At 50.0% G+C, this 17,908-nt stretch carries 16 protein-coding genes and 1 riboswitch; of the genes, 14 read left to right on the top strand and 2 right to left on the bottom strand.

What is annotated here, in order from left to right; all coding sequences use genetic code 11:
• The first annotated feature begins 209 nt into the window (after nucleotides 1–209).
• The 6 genes from ppdK (at nucleotide 210) to WMO41_RS09535 (ending at nucleotide 9,296) form a co-directional block, all read left to right on the top strand.
• On the top strand, nucleotides 210–2,837 hold the full coding sequence (ppdK, locus tag WMO41_RS09560; protein WP_349229543.1) for a pyruvate, phosphate dikinase: 2,628 nt from the start codon (nucleotides 210–212) through the stop codon (nucleotides 2,835–2,837).
• 170 nt (nucleotides 2,838–3,007) lie between these two features.
• Nucleotides 3,008–3,364, top strand: a complete 357-nt coding sequence (locus WMO41_RS09555; protein ID WP_349229542.1) for an Hpt domain-containing protein — start codon at nucleotides 3,008–3,010, stop codon at nucleotides 3,362–3,364.
• A 7-nt stretch (nucleotides 3,365–3,371) separates the two neighbouring features.
• Nucleotides 3,372–5,345: a diguanylate cyclase domain-containing protein gene (locus WMO41_RS09550; protein WP_349229541.1), complete on the top strand. Its 1,974-nt coding sequence runs from the start codon at nucleotides 3,372–3,374 to the stop codon at nucleotides 5,343–5,345.
• Nucleotides 5,346–5,604: 259 nt separating this feature from the next.
• On the top strand, nucleotides 5,605–7,116 hold the full coding sequence (gene yfcC, locus WMO41_RS09545; RefSeq protein WP_349229540.1) for a putative basic amino acid antiporter YfcC: 1,512 nt from the start codon (nucleotides 5,605–5,607) through the stop codon (nucleotides 7,114–7,116).
• Nucleotides 7,117–7,141: 25 nt separating this feature from the next.
• Nucleotides 7,142–8,494, top strand: coding sequence for an MATE family efflux transporter (locus tag WMO41_RS09540; protein WP_349229539.1), 1,353 nt, complete (start codon nucleotides 7,142–7,144; stop codon nucleotides 8,492–8,494).
• Between the two features lie 60 nt (nucleotides 8,495–8,554).
• Nucleotides 8,555–8,666, top strand: a riboswitch (THF riboswitch).
• Nucleotides 8,667–8,723: 57 nt separating this feature from the next.
• The gene (locus WMO41_RS09535; RefSeq protein WP_349229538.1) at nucleotides 8,724–9,296 is read left to right on the top strand and encodes a folate family ECF transporter S component; all 573 of its coding nucleotides are present in this window, start codon (nucleotides 8,724–8,726) and stop codon (nucleotides 9,294–9,296) included.
• 76 nt (nucleotides 9,297–9,372) lie between these two features.
• On the opposite strand, the gene WMO41_RS09530 is transcribed toward WMO41_RS09535, so the two are convergent.
• Nucleotides 9,373–10,083 carry a GTP pyrophosphokinase gene (locus WMO41_RS09530; RefSeq protein WP_349229537.1) on the bottom strand — a complete coding sequence of 237 codons (711 nt, stop codon included), beginning with the start codon at nucleotides 10,081–10,083 and terminating at the stop codon, nucleotides 9,373–9,375.
• A gap of 237 nt (nucleotides 10,084–10,320) precedes the next feature.
• On the opposite strand from WMO41_RS09530, the gene WMO41_RS09525 reads away from it, so the two are divergent.
• Nucleotides 10,321–11,157: a P-loop NTPase gene (locus WMO41_RS09525; protein WP_177291900.1), complete on the top strand. Its 837-nt coding sequence runs from the start codon at nucleotides 10,321–10,323 to the stop codon at nucleotides 11,155–11,157.
• A 40-nt stretch (nucleotides 11,158–11,197) separates the two neighbouring features.
• Here WMO41_RS09525 and WMO41_RS09520 read toward each other — a convergent pair whose 3' ends face one another.
• Nucleotides 11,198–11,962 (bottom strand): GNAT family N-acetyltransferase, encoded by a 765-nt coding sequence (locus WMO41_RS09520; protein WP_349229536.1) that lies wholly within the window; start codon nucleotides 11,960–11,962, stop codon nucleotides 11,198–11,200.
• 190 nt (nucleotides 11,963–12,152) lie between these two features.
• Between WMO41_RS09520 and WMO41_RS09515 the strand changes: the two genes are divergently transcribed.
• From WMO41_RS09515 to pyrE, 7 genes are all read left to right on the top strand, one after another.
• Nucleotides 12,153–12,536, top strand: a complete 384-nt coding sequence (locus WMO41_RS09515) for a CidA/LrgA family protein (protein WP_177291902.1) — start codon at nucleotides 12,153–12,155, stop codon at nucleotides 12,534–12,536.
• Nucleotides 12,533–13,225, top strand: a complete 693-nt coding sequence (locus tag WMO41_RS09510) for an LrgB family protein (RefSeq protein WP_349229535.1) — start codon at nucleotides 12,533–12,535, stop codon at nucleotides 13,223–13,225. The genes WMO41_RS09515 and WMO41_RS09510 overlap by 4 nt, the downstream gene beginning before the upstream one ends.
• Before the next feature lie 347 nt (nucleotides 13,226–13,572).
• Complete coding sequence (locus tag WMO41_RS09505; protein WP_349229534.1) at nucleotides 13,573–14,445, top strand: YitT family protein; 873 nt, start codon at nucleotides 13,573–13,575, stop codon at nucleotides 14,443–14,445.
• A 100-nt stretch (nucleotides 14,446–14,545) separates the two neighbouring features.
• A complete protein-coding gene (pyrF, locus tag WMO41_RS09500) occupies nucleotides 14,546–15,463 on the top strand; it encodes an orotidine-5'-phosphate decarboxylase (RefSeq protein WP_177291905.1) in 918 nt (305 codons plus the stop codon).
• A gap of 20 nt (nucleotides 15,464–15,483) precedes the next feature.
• A complete protein-coding gene (locus WMO41_RS09495) occupies nucleotides 15,484–16,263 on the top strand; it encodes a dihydroorotate dehydrogenase electron transfer subunit (protein WP_349229533.1) in 780 nt (259 codons plus the stop codon).
• Nucleotides 16,263–17,165: a dihydroorotate dehydrogenase gene (locus WMO41_RS09490; RefSeq protein WP_349229532.1), complete on the top strand. Its 903-nt coding sequence runs from the start codon at nucleotides 16,263–16,265 to the stop codon at nucleotides 17,163–17,165. Before WMO41_RS09495 ends, WMO41_RS09490 begins: the two co-directional genes overlap by 1 nt.
• Nucleotides 17,166–17,210: 45 nt before the next feature.
• The gene (gene pyrE / locus WMO41_RS09485; RefSeq protein WP_177291525.1) at nucleotides 17,211–17,888 is read left to right on the top strand and encodes an orotate phosphoribosyltransferase; all 678 of its coding nucleotides are present in this window, start codon (nucleotides 17,211–17,213) and stop codon (nucleotides 17,886–17,888) included.
• The last annotated feature ends 20 nt before the right edge of the window (nucleotides 17,889–17,908 follow it).

Here is a 17,908-nt window from a genome sequence, read left to right as displayed (position 1 = left end):
GCATATGTGAAAATAATGAAGAATCGACAAAATTTTACGAGTTTTTGCTAAAAAATATACAAAAACCACACGAAAAAACCTTTACTCCTGAAAAAAATATGGTATACTTATACCAGACCGTCGAATGATTCTTTTTTGTGCAAAAACTATACAAGACGGAGCTTAAACCGCAGACAAAAAAGTCTGCACATGTTGAGGAGGATAAACCAATGGCTAAAAAGTGGGTGTACTTATTTACAGAAGGTGACGCTACCATGAGAAATCTTCTCGGTGGTAAGGGTGCAAACCTGGCTGAGATGACAAATATCGGTCTTCCGGTACCGCAGGGCTTTACCATTACAACGGAGGCCTGCACACAGTACTACGAGGACGGCCGCGAGATCAACGATGAGATCCAGGGCCAGATCAACGAGTATATCGCAAAGATGGAAGAGATTACCGGAAAGAAATTCGGTGATCTTGAGAACCCGCTGCTGGTTTCCGTACGTTCCGGCGCACGGGCTTCCATGCCTGGTATGATGGATACCATCTTAAACCTGGGCTTAAACGAAGATGTAGTTAAGGTAATCGCTGAGAAGTCAAACAACCCGCGCTGGGCATGGGACTGCTACAGAAGATTCATTCAGATGTATTCCGACGTTGTTATGGAAGTCGGTAAGAAATATTTCGAAGCTCTCATCGACGAGATGAAAGAGAAGAAAGGCGTAAAACTCGATGTTGAGCTTGACGCTGACGACTTAAAAGAGCTGGCTAACCAGTTTAAGGCTGAGTACAAGAACAAGATCGGCGTAGATTTCCCGGACGATCCGAAGGAGCAGTTAATGGGCGCAATCAAAGCCGTATTCCGTTCCTGGGACAACCCGCGTGCTAACGTTTACCGCCGCGACAACGATATCCCGTACTCCTGGGGTACTGCTGTAAACGTACAGTCCATGGCATTTGGTAACATGGGTGATGACTGTGGTACCGGTGTTGCATTTACCCGTGACCCGGCAACCGGCGCAAAGGGCCTGTTCGGTGAGTTCTTAACCAACGCACAGGGCGAGGACGTAGTAGCTGGTGTCCGCACCCCGATGCACATTCAGGAGATGGCTGAGAAGTTCCCGGAGGCATTCGCAGATTTCGAGAAGGTATGTAAGACTCTGGAAGATCACTACAGAGATATGCAGGATATGGAGTTCACCGTTGAGCACGGCAAACTGTACATGCTGCAGACTCGTAATGGTAAGAGAACCGCTCAGGCTGCATTAAAGATCGCATGTGACCTGGTAGACGAGGGCATGAGAACTCCGGAAGAGGCGGTTGCCATGATCGATCCGCGTAACCTGGATTCCTTACTGCATCCGACCTTCGACCAGAAAGCATTAAAGGCAGCTACCCCGATTGCAAAAGCACTGGGCGCAGCACCTGGCGCAGCTTGTGGTAAGATTGTCTTCACTGCAGATGACGCTGTAGAGTGGGCAGCAAGAGGCGAGAAAGTCGTTCTGGTACGTCTTGAGACCTCTCCGGAGGATATCACCGGTATGAAAGCGTCCCAGGGTATCTTAACTGTCCGCGGTGGTATGACCTCCCACGCAGCAGTAGTTGCACGTGGCATGGGCGCTTGCTGTGTAGCAGGCTGCGGCGACATCGTTATGGATGAAGCAAACAAGAAATTCACTCTGGCTGGCAAAGAGTACCACGAGGGCGACGTAATCTCCTTCGACGGTTCCACCGGCTGTGTATATGACGGAGCAATCCCGACTGTAGAGGCAACCATTGCTGGTGAGTTCGGACGCATTATGGCATGGGCTGATGAGTACAGAACCATGGGCGTACGCACCAACGCAGATACCCCGCACGACGCACAGAAGGCTCGTGAGCTTGGCGCAGAGGGCATTGGCCTTTGCCGTACCGAGCATATGTTCTTCGAGGGTGACCGTATCGACGCATTCCGTGAGATGATCTGCTCCGATACCGTAGAAGAAAGAGAAGAAGCTCTGGAGAAGATCCTTCCGTTACAGCAGGGCGATTTCGAACAGCTCTACGAGGCTATGGAGGGCAACCCTGTAACCATCCGTTTCCTGGATCCGCCGTTACATGAGTTCGTTCCGACCGAGGAAGAGGACATCGAGAAACTGGCTAAGGCAAAAGGCAAGACCGTTGCAGAGATCAAGGCAATCTGCGAGTCCCTGCATGAGTTCAACCCGATGATGGGTCATCGTGGCTGCCGTCTGGCTGTTACCTATCCGGAAATCGCTGTTATGCAGACCAAGGCTGTCATCCGCGCAGCAATCAACGTAAAGAACGCTCATCCGGACTGGAACATCGTTCCGGAGATCATGATTCCGCTTATCGGCGATGTCAAAGAATTAAAATACTGCAAGAAGACCGTTGTTGAGACTGCAGACGCAGAGATCGCAGCAGCAGGTTCTGACCTGAAGTACCATGTAGGTACCATGATCGAGATCCCGAGAGCAGCCCTGACTGCAGACGAGATCGCAAAAGAAGCTGACTTCTTCTGCTTCGGTACCAACGACCTGACCCAGATGACCTTCGGCTTCTCCCGTGATGACGCAGGCAAGTTCTTAGGCGCTTACTACGATGCTAAGATCTACGAGAACGATCCGTTCGCAAAACTGGATCAGACTGGTGTCGGCAAACTCATGGAGATGGCTATCAAACTTGGTAAGGCAGCTAACCCGGATCTGCACATTGGTATCTGCGGCGAGCACGGCGGAGATCCGTCTTCCGTAGAGTTCTGCAACAAGATTGGCCTGGACTATGTATCCTGCTCACCATACCGCGTTCCGATCGCAAGACTGGCAGCAGCTCAGGCAGCAATTGCCCAGAAGTAATTCAAAATAAAACAGAATAACATCTTTAAAGACCGCGTACGGAAAACTGTACGCGGTCTTTTCGGTATTACTAGTGGAAATGCAGACAGTTTTATGTTAAACTTAATACAGATTCTGCTGTCTACGAAAACAGCAGTCACAAATAATGAAATAAATCAGGGGAATGAATAATGACTATAAAAGAGTGTTATGAAAAAATTGGTTCCAATTATGAGAGCGTATTAAGCAGATTCGGCAATGAGGCGCTGGTGAAGCGTTTTGCGCTGAAGTTTTTAAAGGATCCGAGCTATGCGGAATTAAAAGAGGCTCTGGAGGCGCGTGACGCAGAGCGCGCGTTCCGCGCAGCCCACACCTTAAAGGGTGTCTGCTTAAACCTTGGCTTTGATCGCCTTTATGAGACCAGCGCGGCCCTCACCGAAGATCTCAGAAGAAGAGATATCAACGACAGCGACCGGTTATTCCCGGAACTGACCGTGCGCTATGAGCAGTTAACAGAGGCAATTCGGGAGCTGGAAGCGGAGGCTTAATCCATACATGAATTCATACGATAAACTGACGAGGCAGCAGGCCCAGGAACAGATGAATCTTTACCGCAAAGTGTTTACGGCGGTGCGTCTGCTGGATGCTGTGGATCTTCGTCTGACTGGAAACAATAAGACAAAAGAATATCAGATGGGAGAGCTGAACCATTGTCGTTGCTATGACTGCTGGAAGAAGAGCCAGCCCTGTGAAAACTGTATTTCCAGAAAAGTTTATCAGGACCGGATACAGCGGACCAAACTGGAATATAAAGAAAATGATCTTTATGAAGTAACGTCCCGCTATGTGGAAGTGGATGGAAAGCCATGTGTCATGGAACTGGTGCGTCATATGAGCGACAACTGCCTCATCGACGCGGAGGGGCGGGATAAGCTTCTGAACAAGCTGACCAGCTACCACGATGAACTCTACATTGATGCTCTGACCGGTGCTTACAACCGGTGCTACTATGAAGATAAGATCAAGACTTCGACTCAGAAGTGCGGCGTAGCCATGATTGACCTCGATGATTTCAAGCTCTACAACGATACCTGCGGTCACGATGCCGGGGACGCGGTACTGAAAACGCTGGTGCTGATGATCCGGGACTGTGTGCGTGATGAAGACTCCCTGATCCGTTATGGCGGAGATGAATTTCTGCTCCTGATGCCGGAAATCAGCCAGAAGGAATTTGAAGAGCGGCTTGAAAAAGCAAAGCAGAAGATCAATGAGGCAGATGTTCCGGGCTATACGAACCTGCACCTTTCGGTCAGCGTTGGAGGTGTTTTGTCGGAGGCTTCGGAATCAGTGGAGGACGCGGCAACCCGGGCGGACAAGCTGATGTATCAGGCGAAAAACCGCAAAAACATGGTGGTGACAGCCGGAACGGAACAGGAAGCCGGCAGGCAGAGCCAGAAACTGGAAGATCAGGAAAACATCAAGCAGCAGATCCTGATTGTCGATGACTCTGAACTGAACCGGGAAATCCTGTCAGAGATGCTGCATTCGGACTTTCGTATTCTGGAGGCAGAGAACGGGGAACAGTGCGTGACCATGCTGGAGCAGTACGGCACAGGAATTGCGCTGATCCTTCTGGATATCGTCATGCCGGGGATGAATGGCTTTGAAGTTTTGGAATCCATGACACGGAATCACTGGATTGAGGAGATTCCGGTCATCATGATTTCCAGTGAGAACTCGGAGCCGTATATCCGGAAGGCCTATGAACTGGGCGTTTCTGACTATATCAGCAGACCGTTTGATGCCAAGGTGGTGTTCCAGCGTGTGTTTAACACCATCAAGCTTTACGCAAAGCAGCGCCGCCTGATCCGGATGGTTACCAGCCAGATTTACGAGAAAGAAAAGAACAGCCGTATTATGGTCGGCATTTTAAGCCACATTATGGAATTCCGTAACGGGGAGAGCGGTCTTCATGTATCCCATATCAACCGCCTGACCTATCTTTTACTGGAACGTCTGGTGCAGAAGACAGGCCAGTACCATTTGTCACGGTCTGACCGGGAATTGATCGCTACGGCTTCGGCTCTTCACGATATTGGAAAGATCGGCATTGATGAAAAGATTTTAAACAAGCCTGGAAAGCTGACACAGCAGGAATTCGAGATCATGAAGACCCATACCGTGATCGGCGCATTCATGTTAAAGCAGCTGACGGCATACCAGAACGAACCGATTGTCAAGATTGCGTACCAGATCTGCCGCTGGCATCATGAGCGCTATGACGGAAAGGGCTACCCGGATGGCTTAAAGGGAGAAGATATCCCGATTGCGGCACAGGTGGTTTCCATTGTTGATGTGTACGACGCGCTGGTGAGCCCGCGTGTATACAAGAAGGCATTCCCGCATGAGCAGGCCATGCAGATGATCATGAACGGAGAGTGTGGCGTATTCAATCCACTTCTCCTGGAATGTCTGGAGGAGATTCAGGATCAGATCCGTGCGTATGATACGACTCCGCAGGAAAGCTGAGAAAAGCATGGAACAACGGTGTAAAAACATAGAATAAAACTGCGTTAATGGTTTTAGGTATAACACGAAAAAAACAGAATGTCAACTAAAAATATGATGACAGTTAACAATTGGAGCCCGAATACCGCCGTATGCACACAGAAATCCGCGGTGGAAATACAAAATATGCGGTCGATTCGTTTACAATTTCTTTACGGTATGTTATAATTTTTTGTTGCGACACGTTAATTTTATCATTGAGAATGAAGAGGAACTACAAATGGAAAAGAAAAAGAAGTTTCAGATGCCGCATACGTACATCATCATCTTTGGTGTAATTCTGTTTGCAGCAATCCTGACCATGTTTATCCCGCTGGGTAAATATGAGACAAAAGAAATCACCTACACCATGAACGGGGAAGAGAAGACCAGAACCGTTCTGGATCCGGACAGCTTTGAGTATGTCCTGGATGAGAATGGAAACAAGGTGACGAAAGTTGCGCCGCTCTTCGGTACAGAAGATTTCGGCGGTCAGGGTATTTTAAACTATGTATTTGAGGGTATGACAACCGGAACGAAAAATGGTACCGCAGTTGGCATCATCGCGTTCATCCTGGTTGTAGGCGGATCCTTCGGTATCGTACTCAGAACAGGTGCCGTAGAGAACGGAATCATGCGTGTCATCAGCATGACAAACGGCAAGGAGATTCTCCTGGTGCCGATCCTCACCGTCCTGTTTTCCCTGGGCGGCGCAGTGTTCGGCATGGGCGAGGAGGCCATTCCGTTCGTTATGATTCTGGTGCCGATGTTCATCGCCATGGGCTATGACGCGGTAGTCGGCATCATGTGCAGCTACGTGGCAACCCAGATCGGTTTCGGTACCTCCTGGCAGAACCCGTTCGGCCTGGCAGTGGCACAGGGTATCGCAGGAATCCCGGTTATGTCCGGAGCCTGGTTCCGTATTCCGTTATGGATCATCTTTACTGCGCTGACCTGCGTATTCACCATGCGTTATGCCGCAAAGGTGAAAAAGAACCCGAAGATGTCTGTTGCATACGAGTCTGATCAGGAGTACCGTGAGGACTTCGCGAAGAATGGCAAAGAGGAGCTTCCGTTCACACTGGGACACAAGCTGGTTCTGCTGACCATCGCAGCCTGCATGGTATGGACCATCTGGGGCGTTGTGACTCAGGGCTACTACATTCCGGAGATTGCTTCCCAGTTCTTCGTTATGGGTCTTGTTTCCGGTATCATCGGTCTCATTTTCCACTTAAACGGCATGCAGTTAAATGACATCCCGCGTGCCTTTGACCGTGGCGCTGCAGATCTTCTGGGCGCGGCTATGTGCGTCGGTATGGCACAGGGTATCATCATCATTCTGGGCGGAACCAGCGCAACCGATGGAACCGTACTGAACACCATTCTGTACACCATCAGCAACGGCATGAAGAATTTCCCGCCGGTGATCTCTGCATGGCTGATGTATGTATTCCAGTCCGTATTCAACTTCTTTGTTGTATCCGGTTCCGGACAGGCAGCGCTGACCATGCCGATCATGGCACCGCTTGCAGACCTCGTAGGCGTAGAACGCCAGGTTGCAGTCCTGTCTTACCAGCTTGGTGACGCCTTCACCAACTTTATTGTTCCGACCAGCGGATGCCTGCTTGGCGCGCTGGCTGCAGCAAAGCTGGAGTGGGGACAGTGGGCAAAGTTCCAGATCAAGTTCCAGGCATTCCTGTTTGTGTTTGCGTCCATCGCAGTGGTGGCAGCTATGATGATCGGACTGTCCTAATCAGAAAGTGCAGGAGTAATTCAGCATGACAAATGATATGACGCGGGGCAATCCCGTGCGCCTGATCCTGGCATTTATGATCCCAACGTATCTGGGAAATATTTTTCAGCAGTTTTACAATCTGGTGGATTCCGTGGTGGCCGGCCGCTACATTGGCGTCAACGCGCTGGCGGCCATCGGAAGCACCACATCCCTGATCTTTCTGGTGACCGGATGGCTTCAGGGAATCACCAGTGGTTTTTCCATCATGGTAGCCCAGAGCTTTGGCGCGAAGGACTACCAGCAGATGCGCCGATATGTGGCCATGTCGGTGTATCTGTGCGTGGCCTTTGTTGTGGCCATGACTGCAGGGCTTATGATTTTTAATCTACCGATCCTTCGGCTCATGAACACGCCGGACGAGATTATTGGACAGACGGCAGCCTACATGGGGATTATTTACGCAGGTCTCTGCGTGACGGCGGCTTACAATGCCTTTGCCGCAGTGCTGCGGGCACTGGGAGACGGGCGTTCTCCACTGTATTTCCTGATCATCTCCGCGGTGATCAATGCAGGACTGGATGTGCTGTTTATTGTGAAATTCCACATGGGCGTGGAGGGCTGCGCGTACGCGACGGTCATTGCCCAGGGAATTTCCGCACTGCTGTGTCTGGTTTACATCATTCTGAAGTTTGACATTTTAAAGCTGCAGAAGGCAGATTTTGAATCGGATGTTTCCATGATGCAGCGTCTTTTGTCCATTGGTGTACCGATGGGACTGCAGTTTTCCATTACGGCCATCGGAACCATCATCGTGCAGAGTGCCATCAATGTGTTTGGCGCGGATTACATTGCGGGCTATGCGGCAGCCGGAAAGCTGCAGAACATGGTCAATACCATTTTCATTGCGTTTGGCGCGACGATCGCCACTTTTGTGGGACAGAACCGCGGCGCTGGACGGTTAGACCGGGTGCGCCAGGGTGTAAAAGATACCCAGATCATGATCCTGATTGCGGCAGCGGCTTCCTTTCTGATCATCCATTTCTTTGCAGGGAAGCTGACGCTGATCTTTGTGGACAGTTCCAAGACTGTGGTCATTGACGCGGCAAATCAGTACTTTAAGACTGTATCCTGGTGTTATCCGTTTCTGGGCAGCATCTTCCTTTACCGGAACGCGCTTCAGGGAATGGGATACGGACTGGTGCCGATGCTGGGCGGTGTGTTTGAACTGCTGGCAAGAGGTGCGGTGGTTGTGCTGGTACTGCATCTGGGCGGTGGCTTTGTGCAGACCTGTCTGTCTGACCCGGCGGCCTGGATCTCCGCTCTGATCCCGCTGATTCCATATTATATTTACAAAATGCGAAAGTACACTTTACAGGAGTCAAAAAAAGTGCTATAGTAGCTCGCAACGGCAGCTGCGAAGGCGGTTTGAGCGTTATACCAAAAATAAAATAAAGAAAGCAGAGTAGGTCTGCGTGCGTCAAGTGCCAGCCGGACAGGGAGTTGCCGGCAGGACGAAGAAACTGGTGGGATACAGCAGTTTCGCGGTACGCGGACCGCATCCCGCTGCGAAGAGGATATCTTATCTCCTTTGTAGTAGAGAATTCTGCAAAGGAGGTAATTTTTTTATGAAGAAATTTACAGCTTTGTTCACGGATTCCTTGGAAGAGTTGAAGCATGTTAACACGGTCACGGTTATGGCCATGTTTGCGGCCATCTCGGTGGTGCTGGGGTACTTTACCCTGGTGCTGGGAGATTATTTGAAGATTGGCTTTTCCACCATTGCCAATCAGTTTGTCTACTATCTGTTCGGTCCGGTGGCAGGCGGGATGTTCGGCGGCGCTCTTGATATCTTAAAATACATCATCCGCCCGACCGGCGCATACTTCCCGGGCTTTACCATCGGAGCCATGGTTGGCGGTGTTCTCTATGGCTGCTTCCTCTACAAGCGTCCCATCAGTCTTGTCCGGGTGCTGGCTGCAGAGCTGACCGTATCCGTCATCTGCAACATGCTCCTTGGAACCCTGTGGCTGAGCATGCTCTACGGAAAAGGATTCCTGGCACTCCTGCCGATGCGGGTACTCAAAAACCTCATCATGTGGCCCGTCAATTCCATGCTGTTTTACACCATCGGAAAGACACTGGAGGCATCCGGAGTGTTCCGCCTGCTGAAAACGGCAGGGCGCAAAGCACTCATCTAAAAATATTGCGCAAAAACAAGGACCGGAAAAATCCGCCGCGGCAGATTTTCCGGTCCTATTGTGTTGGAATAAATTGCTATTTACTTTGCCGTGCGCTTTTTTCCTCAATACTCTTTCGGATCTGGAGCATGTGCTGGTCGGTGGCGGCAATGACTTCGGCGCACTGGCGCAGGTCTTCGCTGATTTCGTCAGCGGCAGCGCCGATGTCCTTTTTGTACTTTAACTGGTGGTCCAGGCTGGCCCAGAAATCCATGGCAATGGTACGGATCTGGACTTCTACGCGCAGGTTCTTTTTCTCTTCTGAGAAGAAAACCGGGATTTCAATGATGAGGTGGTAGCTGCGGTAGCCGTTGGACTTCGGATTTTTGATGTAGTCCTTGATGGCAATGACGGTGATGTCATCCTGGCTTACCAGCATGTTGGCTACGGCATAGATATCGTCCACGAAGGAGCAGATGACACGGATGCCGGCTACATCGTCTAAGTTGTTCATCATGGATTCGAGCGTGACCGGAAGGTTTCTGCGCTGCAGCTTTTCTACGATGCTTAAAGGCTTTTTCACCCGGGACTTGATCATCTCGATGGGGTTTCTCTGATTTTTAATGGAAAGCTCATCGTTTAAGACTTCCAGTTTGGTTTTCACTTCGCGGATGGCGCAGGTGTACATCATCATGGCACGCTGGAATTCCTGTGCCTGGCTGATGAGGGCGTCCGGAACCTGTACGAGATTCGGGACGTTGACAGCGGACTGAACCAGCTCGCTGTTCGGGTTCATATTCATGTTCATTGGTAACTACCTCGTTGCTTTTTGTGCAATATTTCCTGTATCTGGAAAATATTGTTGGAATATTATCTATATTATACCAGATTCCACACGTCATACAAGGTGTATTTTTGTTTGTGCAACGCATGAGCGGTAACATATTTTTGTATACAAGGGTTTTGTTTTGGAGAGAAATGTGGTATGCTTGAATTCAGGGTCAGCAGTAACACAAAGAGTGTATCAGAATCTGGAGGTATTTACATGAGCGAAAATTGTACCCATAACTGCAGCACCTGCGGCGAATCCTGTGGAAGCCGCACGGCAGAGCAGACAAGTTTTTTAGAGCCGTTAAATCCGGCAAGCAGTGTGAAAAAAGTAATCGGCGTAGTCAGCGGTAAGGGCGGCGTCGGCAAATCCCTGGTCACCGCCATGATGGCAGTGAAGATGAACAGCAAGGGCAAGCATACCGCAATCCTGGATGCGGACATTACCGGTCCGTCTATCCCGAAGGCATTTGGCCTGAATAATAACATGGTCATGATGACCAAGGACAACCTGATGATCCCGGCTACTTCCGCGCTGGGCATCGACATCATGTCCGCAAACCTGCTGTTAGACAACGACACCGATCCGGTCATCTGGAGAGGTCCGGTTATTGCAGGCGCTGTCAAACAGTTCTGGAATGAAACTCTCTGGGAGGATGTAGATTACATGTTCGTGGACATGCCGCCGGGAACCGGTGACGTTCCTTTAACCGTATTCCAGTCCCTTCCGGTGAATGGCATCATCATCGTAACCTCTCCGCAGGAGCTGGTTTCCATGATCGTGGCTAAGGCTGTGAAAATGGCTCAGAAGATGAATATTCCGATCCTTGGCCTGGTGGAGAACATGAGCTACTTAGAGTGCCCGGACTGCGGCAAGAAGATCTCTGTATTCGGTGAGAGCCATATCGATGAGATTGCCAAAGAGTACAACATTCCGGTACTGGCTAAGCTCCCGATTGACCCGAAGGTAGCCGAGCATGTGGACAACGGCACCATCGAGTATCTGGAGAGAGACTGGTTTGATCTGGCAGCTGAGAAGGCTATGGAGCTGTAAAGCACAGAAAATCAGGCATCACCTGTACAATTGTTCGATTTTAATAGAAGTAATACGACAGGGTTTTCGTGACAGAAAACCCTGTTTTTTTATACAGGGCCATGGCGGGGGCATTATCTCCGGCGACCTGCAAAATGACCTTCCGGAATCCGTTTTCGGAAAGGCTGGGGAGAAGCAGGCACAAAAATGCAGTTCCACAGCCCTGGTTCCGGAATTCCGGAAGTATTTCCACATGGTGAAGGCAGACTGTAGTTTCGCTGACCGGTTCAGCCGAGGCAGTACCGCAGAGAGCACCGGAGCGGTAGAGGACGTATTCGGTTTCCGAGGTCCGGAACAGGGAAAACGGATGGAAACTACTGTCTGCAATGCCGGACTGCTGTGCTATGCACTGGCTGTTCAGCTCACATTCCATCATATGTTCGTCGGAATCCTTCTCTGCCTCCATGGATTCCAGAACTTTGAGCGCATCTTTGCAGTCTTCGGAGACAGCAAAGAGCAGATCAACACTGGGATACTGGGAGATTGCTTCTTCTAAAAGCTTGGAAAAGAATCCCTGTCTGCGGAAGACCGGGTGGGTGAAGGCACAGCATTCTGCCAGGGTTTCCTCGTAGGGAATGAGAGTCAGGCAGGCGGCAAGGCGGCCGTCCGGAAGATAACCGAGCATGTGAGTCAGGTCTTCTTCGTCGGTAGGATAGGACAAATCAGTGCCGTCATGATGGCGGCAGAAAGCAGTCAGATCTGCGAGTTCCTGCTGTTGCTTTTGGGTGAGCAAATTGGTTGGGCAAATATGAATGTCAAGGTTCATGGAGACCTCCTGATGAGAATTTTCTGTCGTTTCGTTTGTAAGTAGAGTATAGGAAAAAAACATAAAGAATACAAGAATGTACATTGACTTTTTCGTTTCCGATGGTAGAATACATTACTGTTTACAAAATTTGAACTGTATACAATACGAAACGGTGATGCGTTGCAGCAGTCACCGGAAAGGACAAATCATGAAGTATATCAAAGAATCAGCGATCATCTTTGGCATTACGATGATCGGAGAATTTTTAAACAAGCTTTTGCCGCTGCCGGTTCCAGCTGGTGTATACGGACTGTTTCTACTCTTACTTTTGCTTTGCACAAAAGTGATGAAACTGGAAGATATTGAAGCTACCGGAAATTTCCTTCTGGATACGATGCCGATTATGTTTATTCCGGCTTCCGTCGGACTGATCGACAGCTACGATGCCATGAAAGCAATTCTGATTCCTCTGATCGTAACCTGTCTGGTTTCTACGGTTGTGGTCATGGGCGTGACCGGTAAGGTGACAGAATTTATGGTGAAGCTTCTGAAAAAGAATAAAACAAACGCAGGAGAGGAGACAAAAGCATGAGTGTTTTACAGGAATCCCTTTATTTTGGATTTGTGATCAGTCTGGCTGCGTATCTGATTGGCTGCTGGCTTAAGAAAAAAGTGGGCTGGGCTATTTTGAATCCGCTGTTGGTGGCGGTTGTGATTGTCATTGCAGTGCTGCAGTTTTTGCATGTGGATTATGCTTCTTATAATAATAGTGCCAAGTACATCAGCTATCTGCTGACACCGGCTACGGTGTGTCTGGCTATTCCGCTGTATAAGCAGCTGGAACTTTTAAAGCAGAATTTCGTTTCCGTAATCATATCCATTACTTCCGGAGTGGCAGCCAGCGCGGGCAGTATCTTTTTACTGTGTACCCTGTTTGGAGTGGAGCATATACACTATGTTTCCTTCCTGCCAAAGTCCATTACCACAGCCATTGGTATGGGCGTCAGTGAGGAAGCCGGCGGTATTGTAACGATTACCGTAGTGTGTATCATTATTACCGGTATTTTCGGAAATATTATCGCAGAGACGCTGTTTAAGATCCTGAAGATCGAAGAGCCTATTGCCAAAGGACTGGCACTGGGAACTTCCGCCCATGCGATTGGTACTTCGAAGGCTCTGGAACTGGGAGAGGTAGAAGGTGCTATGAGCAGCCTTTCCATCGCGGTAGCCGGATTGATGACGGTCATCGTTGTTCCGCTGGTATCGGGACTGATCAAATAAGAAGATCTAATAAGAAAGACTTCTGTCTTGACAGAAAGCAGCAGATTTTTTATACTGAAAATGTATTAGGCCGATGCCTTGATCCACGTCTGTTAGGGAAAATTCCCTGACAGGCGTTTTTTGTATGATAGGAAATTGCGTCCTATCATACAAAAACGCTCCGCGAGGATGCGCACTCGGCGCAATGGCAGATGGTTGCTGAAGCAACCGCGCCTCGGCGCGAGAATCCGGCAAGCCGGATTCTTTTTCATTTTATAGGAAATTACGTCCTATGAAAAAACTTGTTCTTAAAAAACAAGGACGTTCTATGAATTACAGACAATTCGTATGGAAGGAGAACAGAAATTATGGAGACGAACTGGAGTGAGCGATTACAGAAAGCGGGTTCTCTGGGAATCGTGATACTGGGAAATATTTTGTATGCGCTGGCGGTTAAACTGTTTCTGATGCCGGCGGGACTTCTTACGGGAGGAACGACAGGGATCGGACTGGCGTTAAACCGCGCGTTCGGGATTCCGGTGTCCTCCTTTGTGCTGTCATTTAACGTGATCATGCTGCTGATCGGATGGAAGGTCATGGGGCGGAAGTTTGCGCTGACTACCATTGTGAGTACCTTTGTATATCCCATTGCCCTGGGATTTTTTGAGAAACTGTTTGGAAATCTTGTGTTGACACAGGATCTGTTTTTATGCACGATATTTTCAGGCCTGGGGATCGGGTCTTCTCTTGGAATCGTGATCCGCGCCGGGGCATCGACCGGAGGAATGGATATTCCGCCGCTGGTGCTCAATCATTATCTGAGAATTCCAGTTTCAATTTCCATGTATGTGTTCGATTTCTGCATTCTTCTGGTTCAGGCTGTTGGAAATCCGCCGGAAAAGGTAATGTATGGACTGATCCTGGTCATGACCTACACACTGGTCCTGGATAAGCTGATGCTGATGGGAACCACCCGCACGGAGGTGCGAATCGTCAGCAAGCATGCCCAGAAAATCCGGGAAGCCATTATCTCGGAGATGGACCGCGGCGTAACCATGCTTTCCGGAGAGACCGGTTATCTGAAGCATCAGACCCAGATGATCTTCAGCGTGATCTCCAACCGGGAACTTCCAAGACTGGAAAAACTGATTCATGCCATTGATCCGGAAAGTTTTATGGTAGTAAACCGGGTCAGCGAGGTAAGCGGGCGGGGCTTTTCCATGAAAAAACGGTATCGTTAACTATACACTTTTTTCGGTTGAAAGGGGTCTGTGGTTATGGTATATTAAAAGGAAGTATAAAAGAATATGATGCGCTACGCATACACTTAAGGAGGAAGCCATGATTCAGAAACTGATTGAAAAGATTCAGAAGACAAAGGCACCGATCTGTGTGGGATTGGACCCGATGTTAAACTATATTCCGGAGCACATTTTAAAGAAGTCTTTCGGAGAGTTTGGAGAGACGTTAGAGGGCGCGGCAGACGCCATCTGGAATTTCAACAAAGAGATCGTGGATCACACCTGGGATCTGATCCCGTCTGTGAAACCGCAGATCGCCATGTACGAGCAGTTTGGCATTGAGGGATTAAAGGTGTATGACAAGACTGTGAAGTATTGCCAGGAGAAGGGCCTTGTAGTCATCGGCGACGCAAAGCGCGGCGATATCGGTTCTACCTCCGCAGCATACGCAACCGCGCACCTGGGCAAGGTAAAGGTTGGAAACAGCATCTGCTCCGCTTTCAACACGGATTTCCTTACTGTAAACCCGTACCTGGGAACCGATGGCGTAAAGCCGTTTGTTGATGTCTGCAACGCAGAGGACAAGGGCATTTTCGTACTGGTGAAAACCTCCAACCCTTCCAGCGGCGAGTTTCAGGACAGACTCATTGACGGCAAGCCGCTTTACGAGCATGTAGCAGCCAAGGTCGTTGAGTGGGGCGAGGCTTCCATGGACGGCGCGTACAGCAACGTAGGCGCAGTTGTGGGCGCAACCTATCCGGAGATGAGCGCCATCTTAAGAAAACTTATGCCGAAGACCTACTTCTTGGTACCGGGCTACGGCGCACAGGGCGGTACCGCGAAAGACTTAAAGAACTGCTTCAACGAAGACGGACTCGGCGCAGTGGTTAACTCCTCCCGCGGCATCATTGCGGCATACCGTCAGGAGAAGTACGCAAAGTTTGGCGCAGAGCATTTCGCAGAGGCATCCAGACAGGCTGTCATTGATATGGTGGCTGACATCAACAGCGTACTGTAATAGAAGCGAAGGAGCAGAGTATGGAAACGATTCAGAAGGAAAAAGTAAAGCTTACGGCAAAAGTGGTCAGCCAGGAAGCTTTGACAGACGATATCTGCAGCATGTGGATTCAGGCAGACGAGATTGCGAAAGCTGCAAAGCCGGGACAGTTTATCTCTGTATACACGAAGGATAAGAGCAAGGTGCTTCCGCGCCCGATCAGTCTTTGCGAGGTGGATAAGGAGCAGGGAAGACTGCGCATCGTATATCGCGTGGTGGGCGCCGGAACCAGAGAGTTCTCCGCATATCAGGCTGGGGATGATATCGAGATCATGGGACCGTTAGGCAACGGCTTCCCGTTAAAAGAGAAGAAAGCCTTCCTCATTGGCGGTGGCATCGGCATCCCGCCGATGTTAGAGCTGGCGAAGAACTTAAACTGTGAGAAGCAGATGGTTCTGGGCTACCGCGACGTCTTATTCTTAAACAAAGAATTTGAGCAGTACGGCAAGGTGTATGTGGCAACCGAGGACGGCAGTGCCGGAACCAAGGGCAATGTCATCGATGCGATTAAGGCAAACGGCTTGGAGGCTGATGTCATCTATGCATGCGGTCCGACTCCGATGCTGCGCGCGTTAAAGGCTTATGCCGCAGAGAACGGCATTGAGTGCTGGCTTTCCCTGGAAGAGAAGATGGCCTGCGGAATCGGCGCGTGCCTGGCCTGCGTCTGCAAGTCCAAAGACATTGACGAGCATTCCCACGTGCACAACAAGCGCATCTGCAAAGATGGCCCGGTATTTGCTGCAGAGGAGGTGGAGCTGTAATGAACACAAAAGTAAATCTTGCCGGTGTGGAATTAAAAAATCCGGTCATGACAGCGTCCGGAACCTTCGGAAGCGGTGCTGAGTACAGCGAATTTGTAGATTTAAACCGTCTTGGTGCTGTGGTCACCAAGGGCGTAGCCAATGTGCCGTGGCCGGGCAACCCGACCCCGCGTATCGCGGAAGTGTACGGCGGCATGCTGAATGCCATCGGCCTGCAGAACCCGGGCATTGATGTATTTGTAAAGCGCGACATCCCGTTCTTAAAGCAGTACGACACGAAGATCATCGTGAATGTCTGTGGAAAGACCACGGAAGATTATCTTGAAGTGGTAGAGCGTCTGGGTGACGAGCCGGTGGATTTATTAGAGATCAACATCTCCTGCCCGAACGTTAAAGAGGGCGGCATCGCTTTCGGTCAGGATCCGAAGGCGGTGGAGGCCATTACCCGGGAAGTGAAGAAGCACGCAAAGCAGCCGGTTATCATGAAGCTGAGTCCGAACGTAACGGATATCACTGTCATGGCGAAGGCAGCGGAGGCAGGCGGCGCAGATGTGCTGAGCCTGATCAACACCCTGACCGGCATGAAAATCGACATCAACCGCAGAGCCTTTGCCATTGCCAATAAGACCGGTGGCATGTCCGGTCCGGCTGTAAAACCGGTGGCTGTCCGCATGGTTTACCAGGTGGCCAATGCGGTAAGCCTGCCAATCATCGGCATGGGCGGCATTGCCACCGCAGAGGATGCGCTGGAGTTCATCATGGCCGGCGCCACCGCAGTTTCCGTGGGAACTGCCAACTTCTACAACCCCTACGCGACTGTGGAAATCGCGGAGGGCATTGAGAACTTCATGAAGAAACAGAAGGTAGAGGACATCCGGGAACTCATCGGATGTGTAAAATAAATAGTGACGGTTCTGCCGGAAAGACAGAGCGAAAAGGAGAAGAACATGGAAGATTACAAGAAAGAATTTATTGAATTTATGATTGACTGCGAAGTATTAAAATTTGGTGATTTTGTAACCAAATCCGGCCGTAAGACCCCGTTCTTCGTAAACACCGGCTTCTACCGCACCGGCGCGCAGCTGCGCCGCCTGGGCCAGTACTATGCGCGTGCCATCAAAGAGACCTTCGGCACCGATTTTGACGTTTTGTTTGGACCGGCTTACAAGGGTATTCCGTTAACCGTTGCTGCTACCATGTCCATCAGCGAGATGTACGACGCAGATATCCGTTACTGCTCCAACCGGAAAGAAGTCAAGGACCACGGCGACAAGGGCATCCTGCTGGGCAGCCCGATCAAGGACGGTGACAAAGTCGTGATCATCGAGGATGTTACCACTGCTGGTACCTCCATTGAGGAGACTCTGCCGATCATCAAGGCCCAGGGCGATGTAGATGTGCTTGGCCTGGTTGTTTCCGTAGACCGTATGGAGCGCGGCAAAGGCACCAAGTCCGCGCTGAAGGAGATTGCGGAGAAGTATGGTTTCAAGACCACTGCCATCGTAACCATGGCAGATGTGGTAGAGCATCTCTACAACAAGCCTTACAAAGGAAAAGTCATCATCGATGACACCTTAAAGGCAGCCATTGACGCATACTATGAGCAGTATGGTGCAGAAGAGTAAGCATTAAATTTTGCAATGCT

The sequence above is a fragment of the Ventrimonas faecis genome (assembly GCF_040096075.1).
In the GTDB taxonomy this organism is placed as follows: Bacteria; Bacillota; Clostridia; order Lachnospirales; family Lachnospiraceae; genus Brotaphodocola; species Brotaphodocola faecis.
This window is presented reverse-complemented; position numbering and strand designations above follow the sequence as displayed.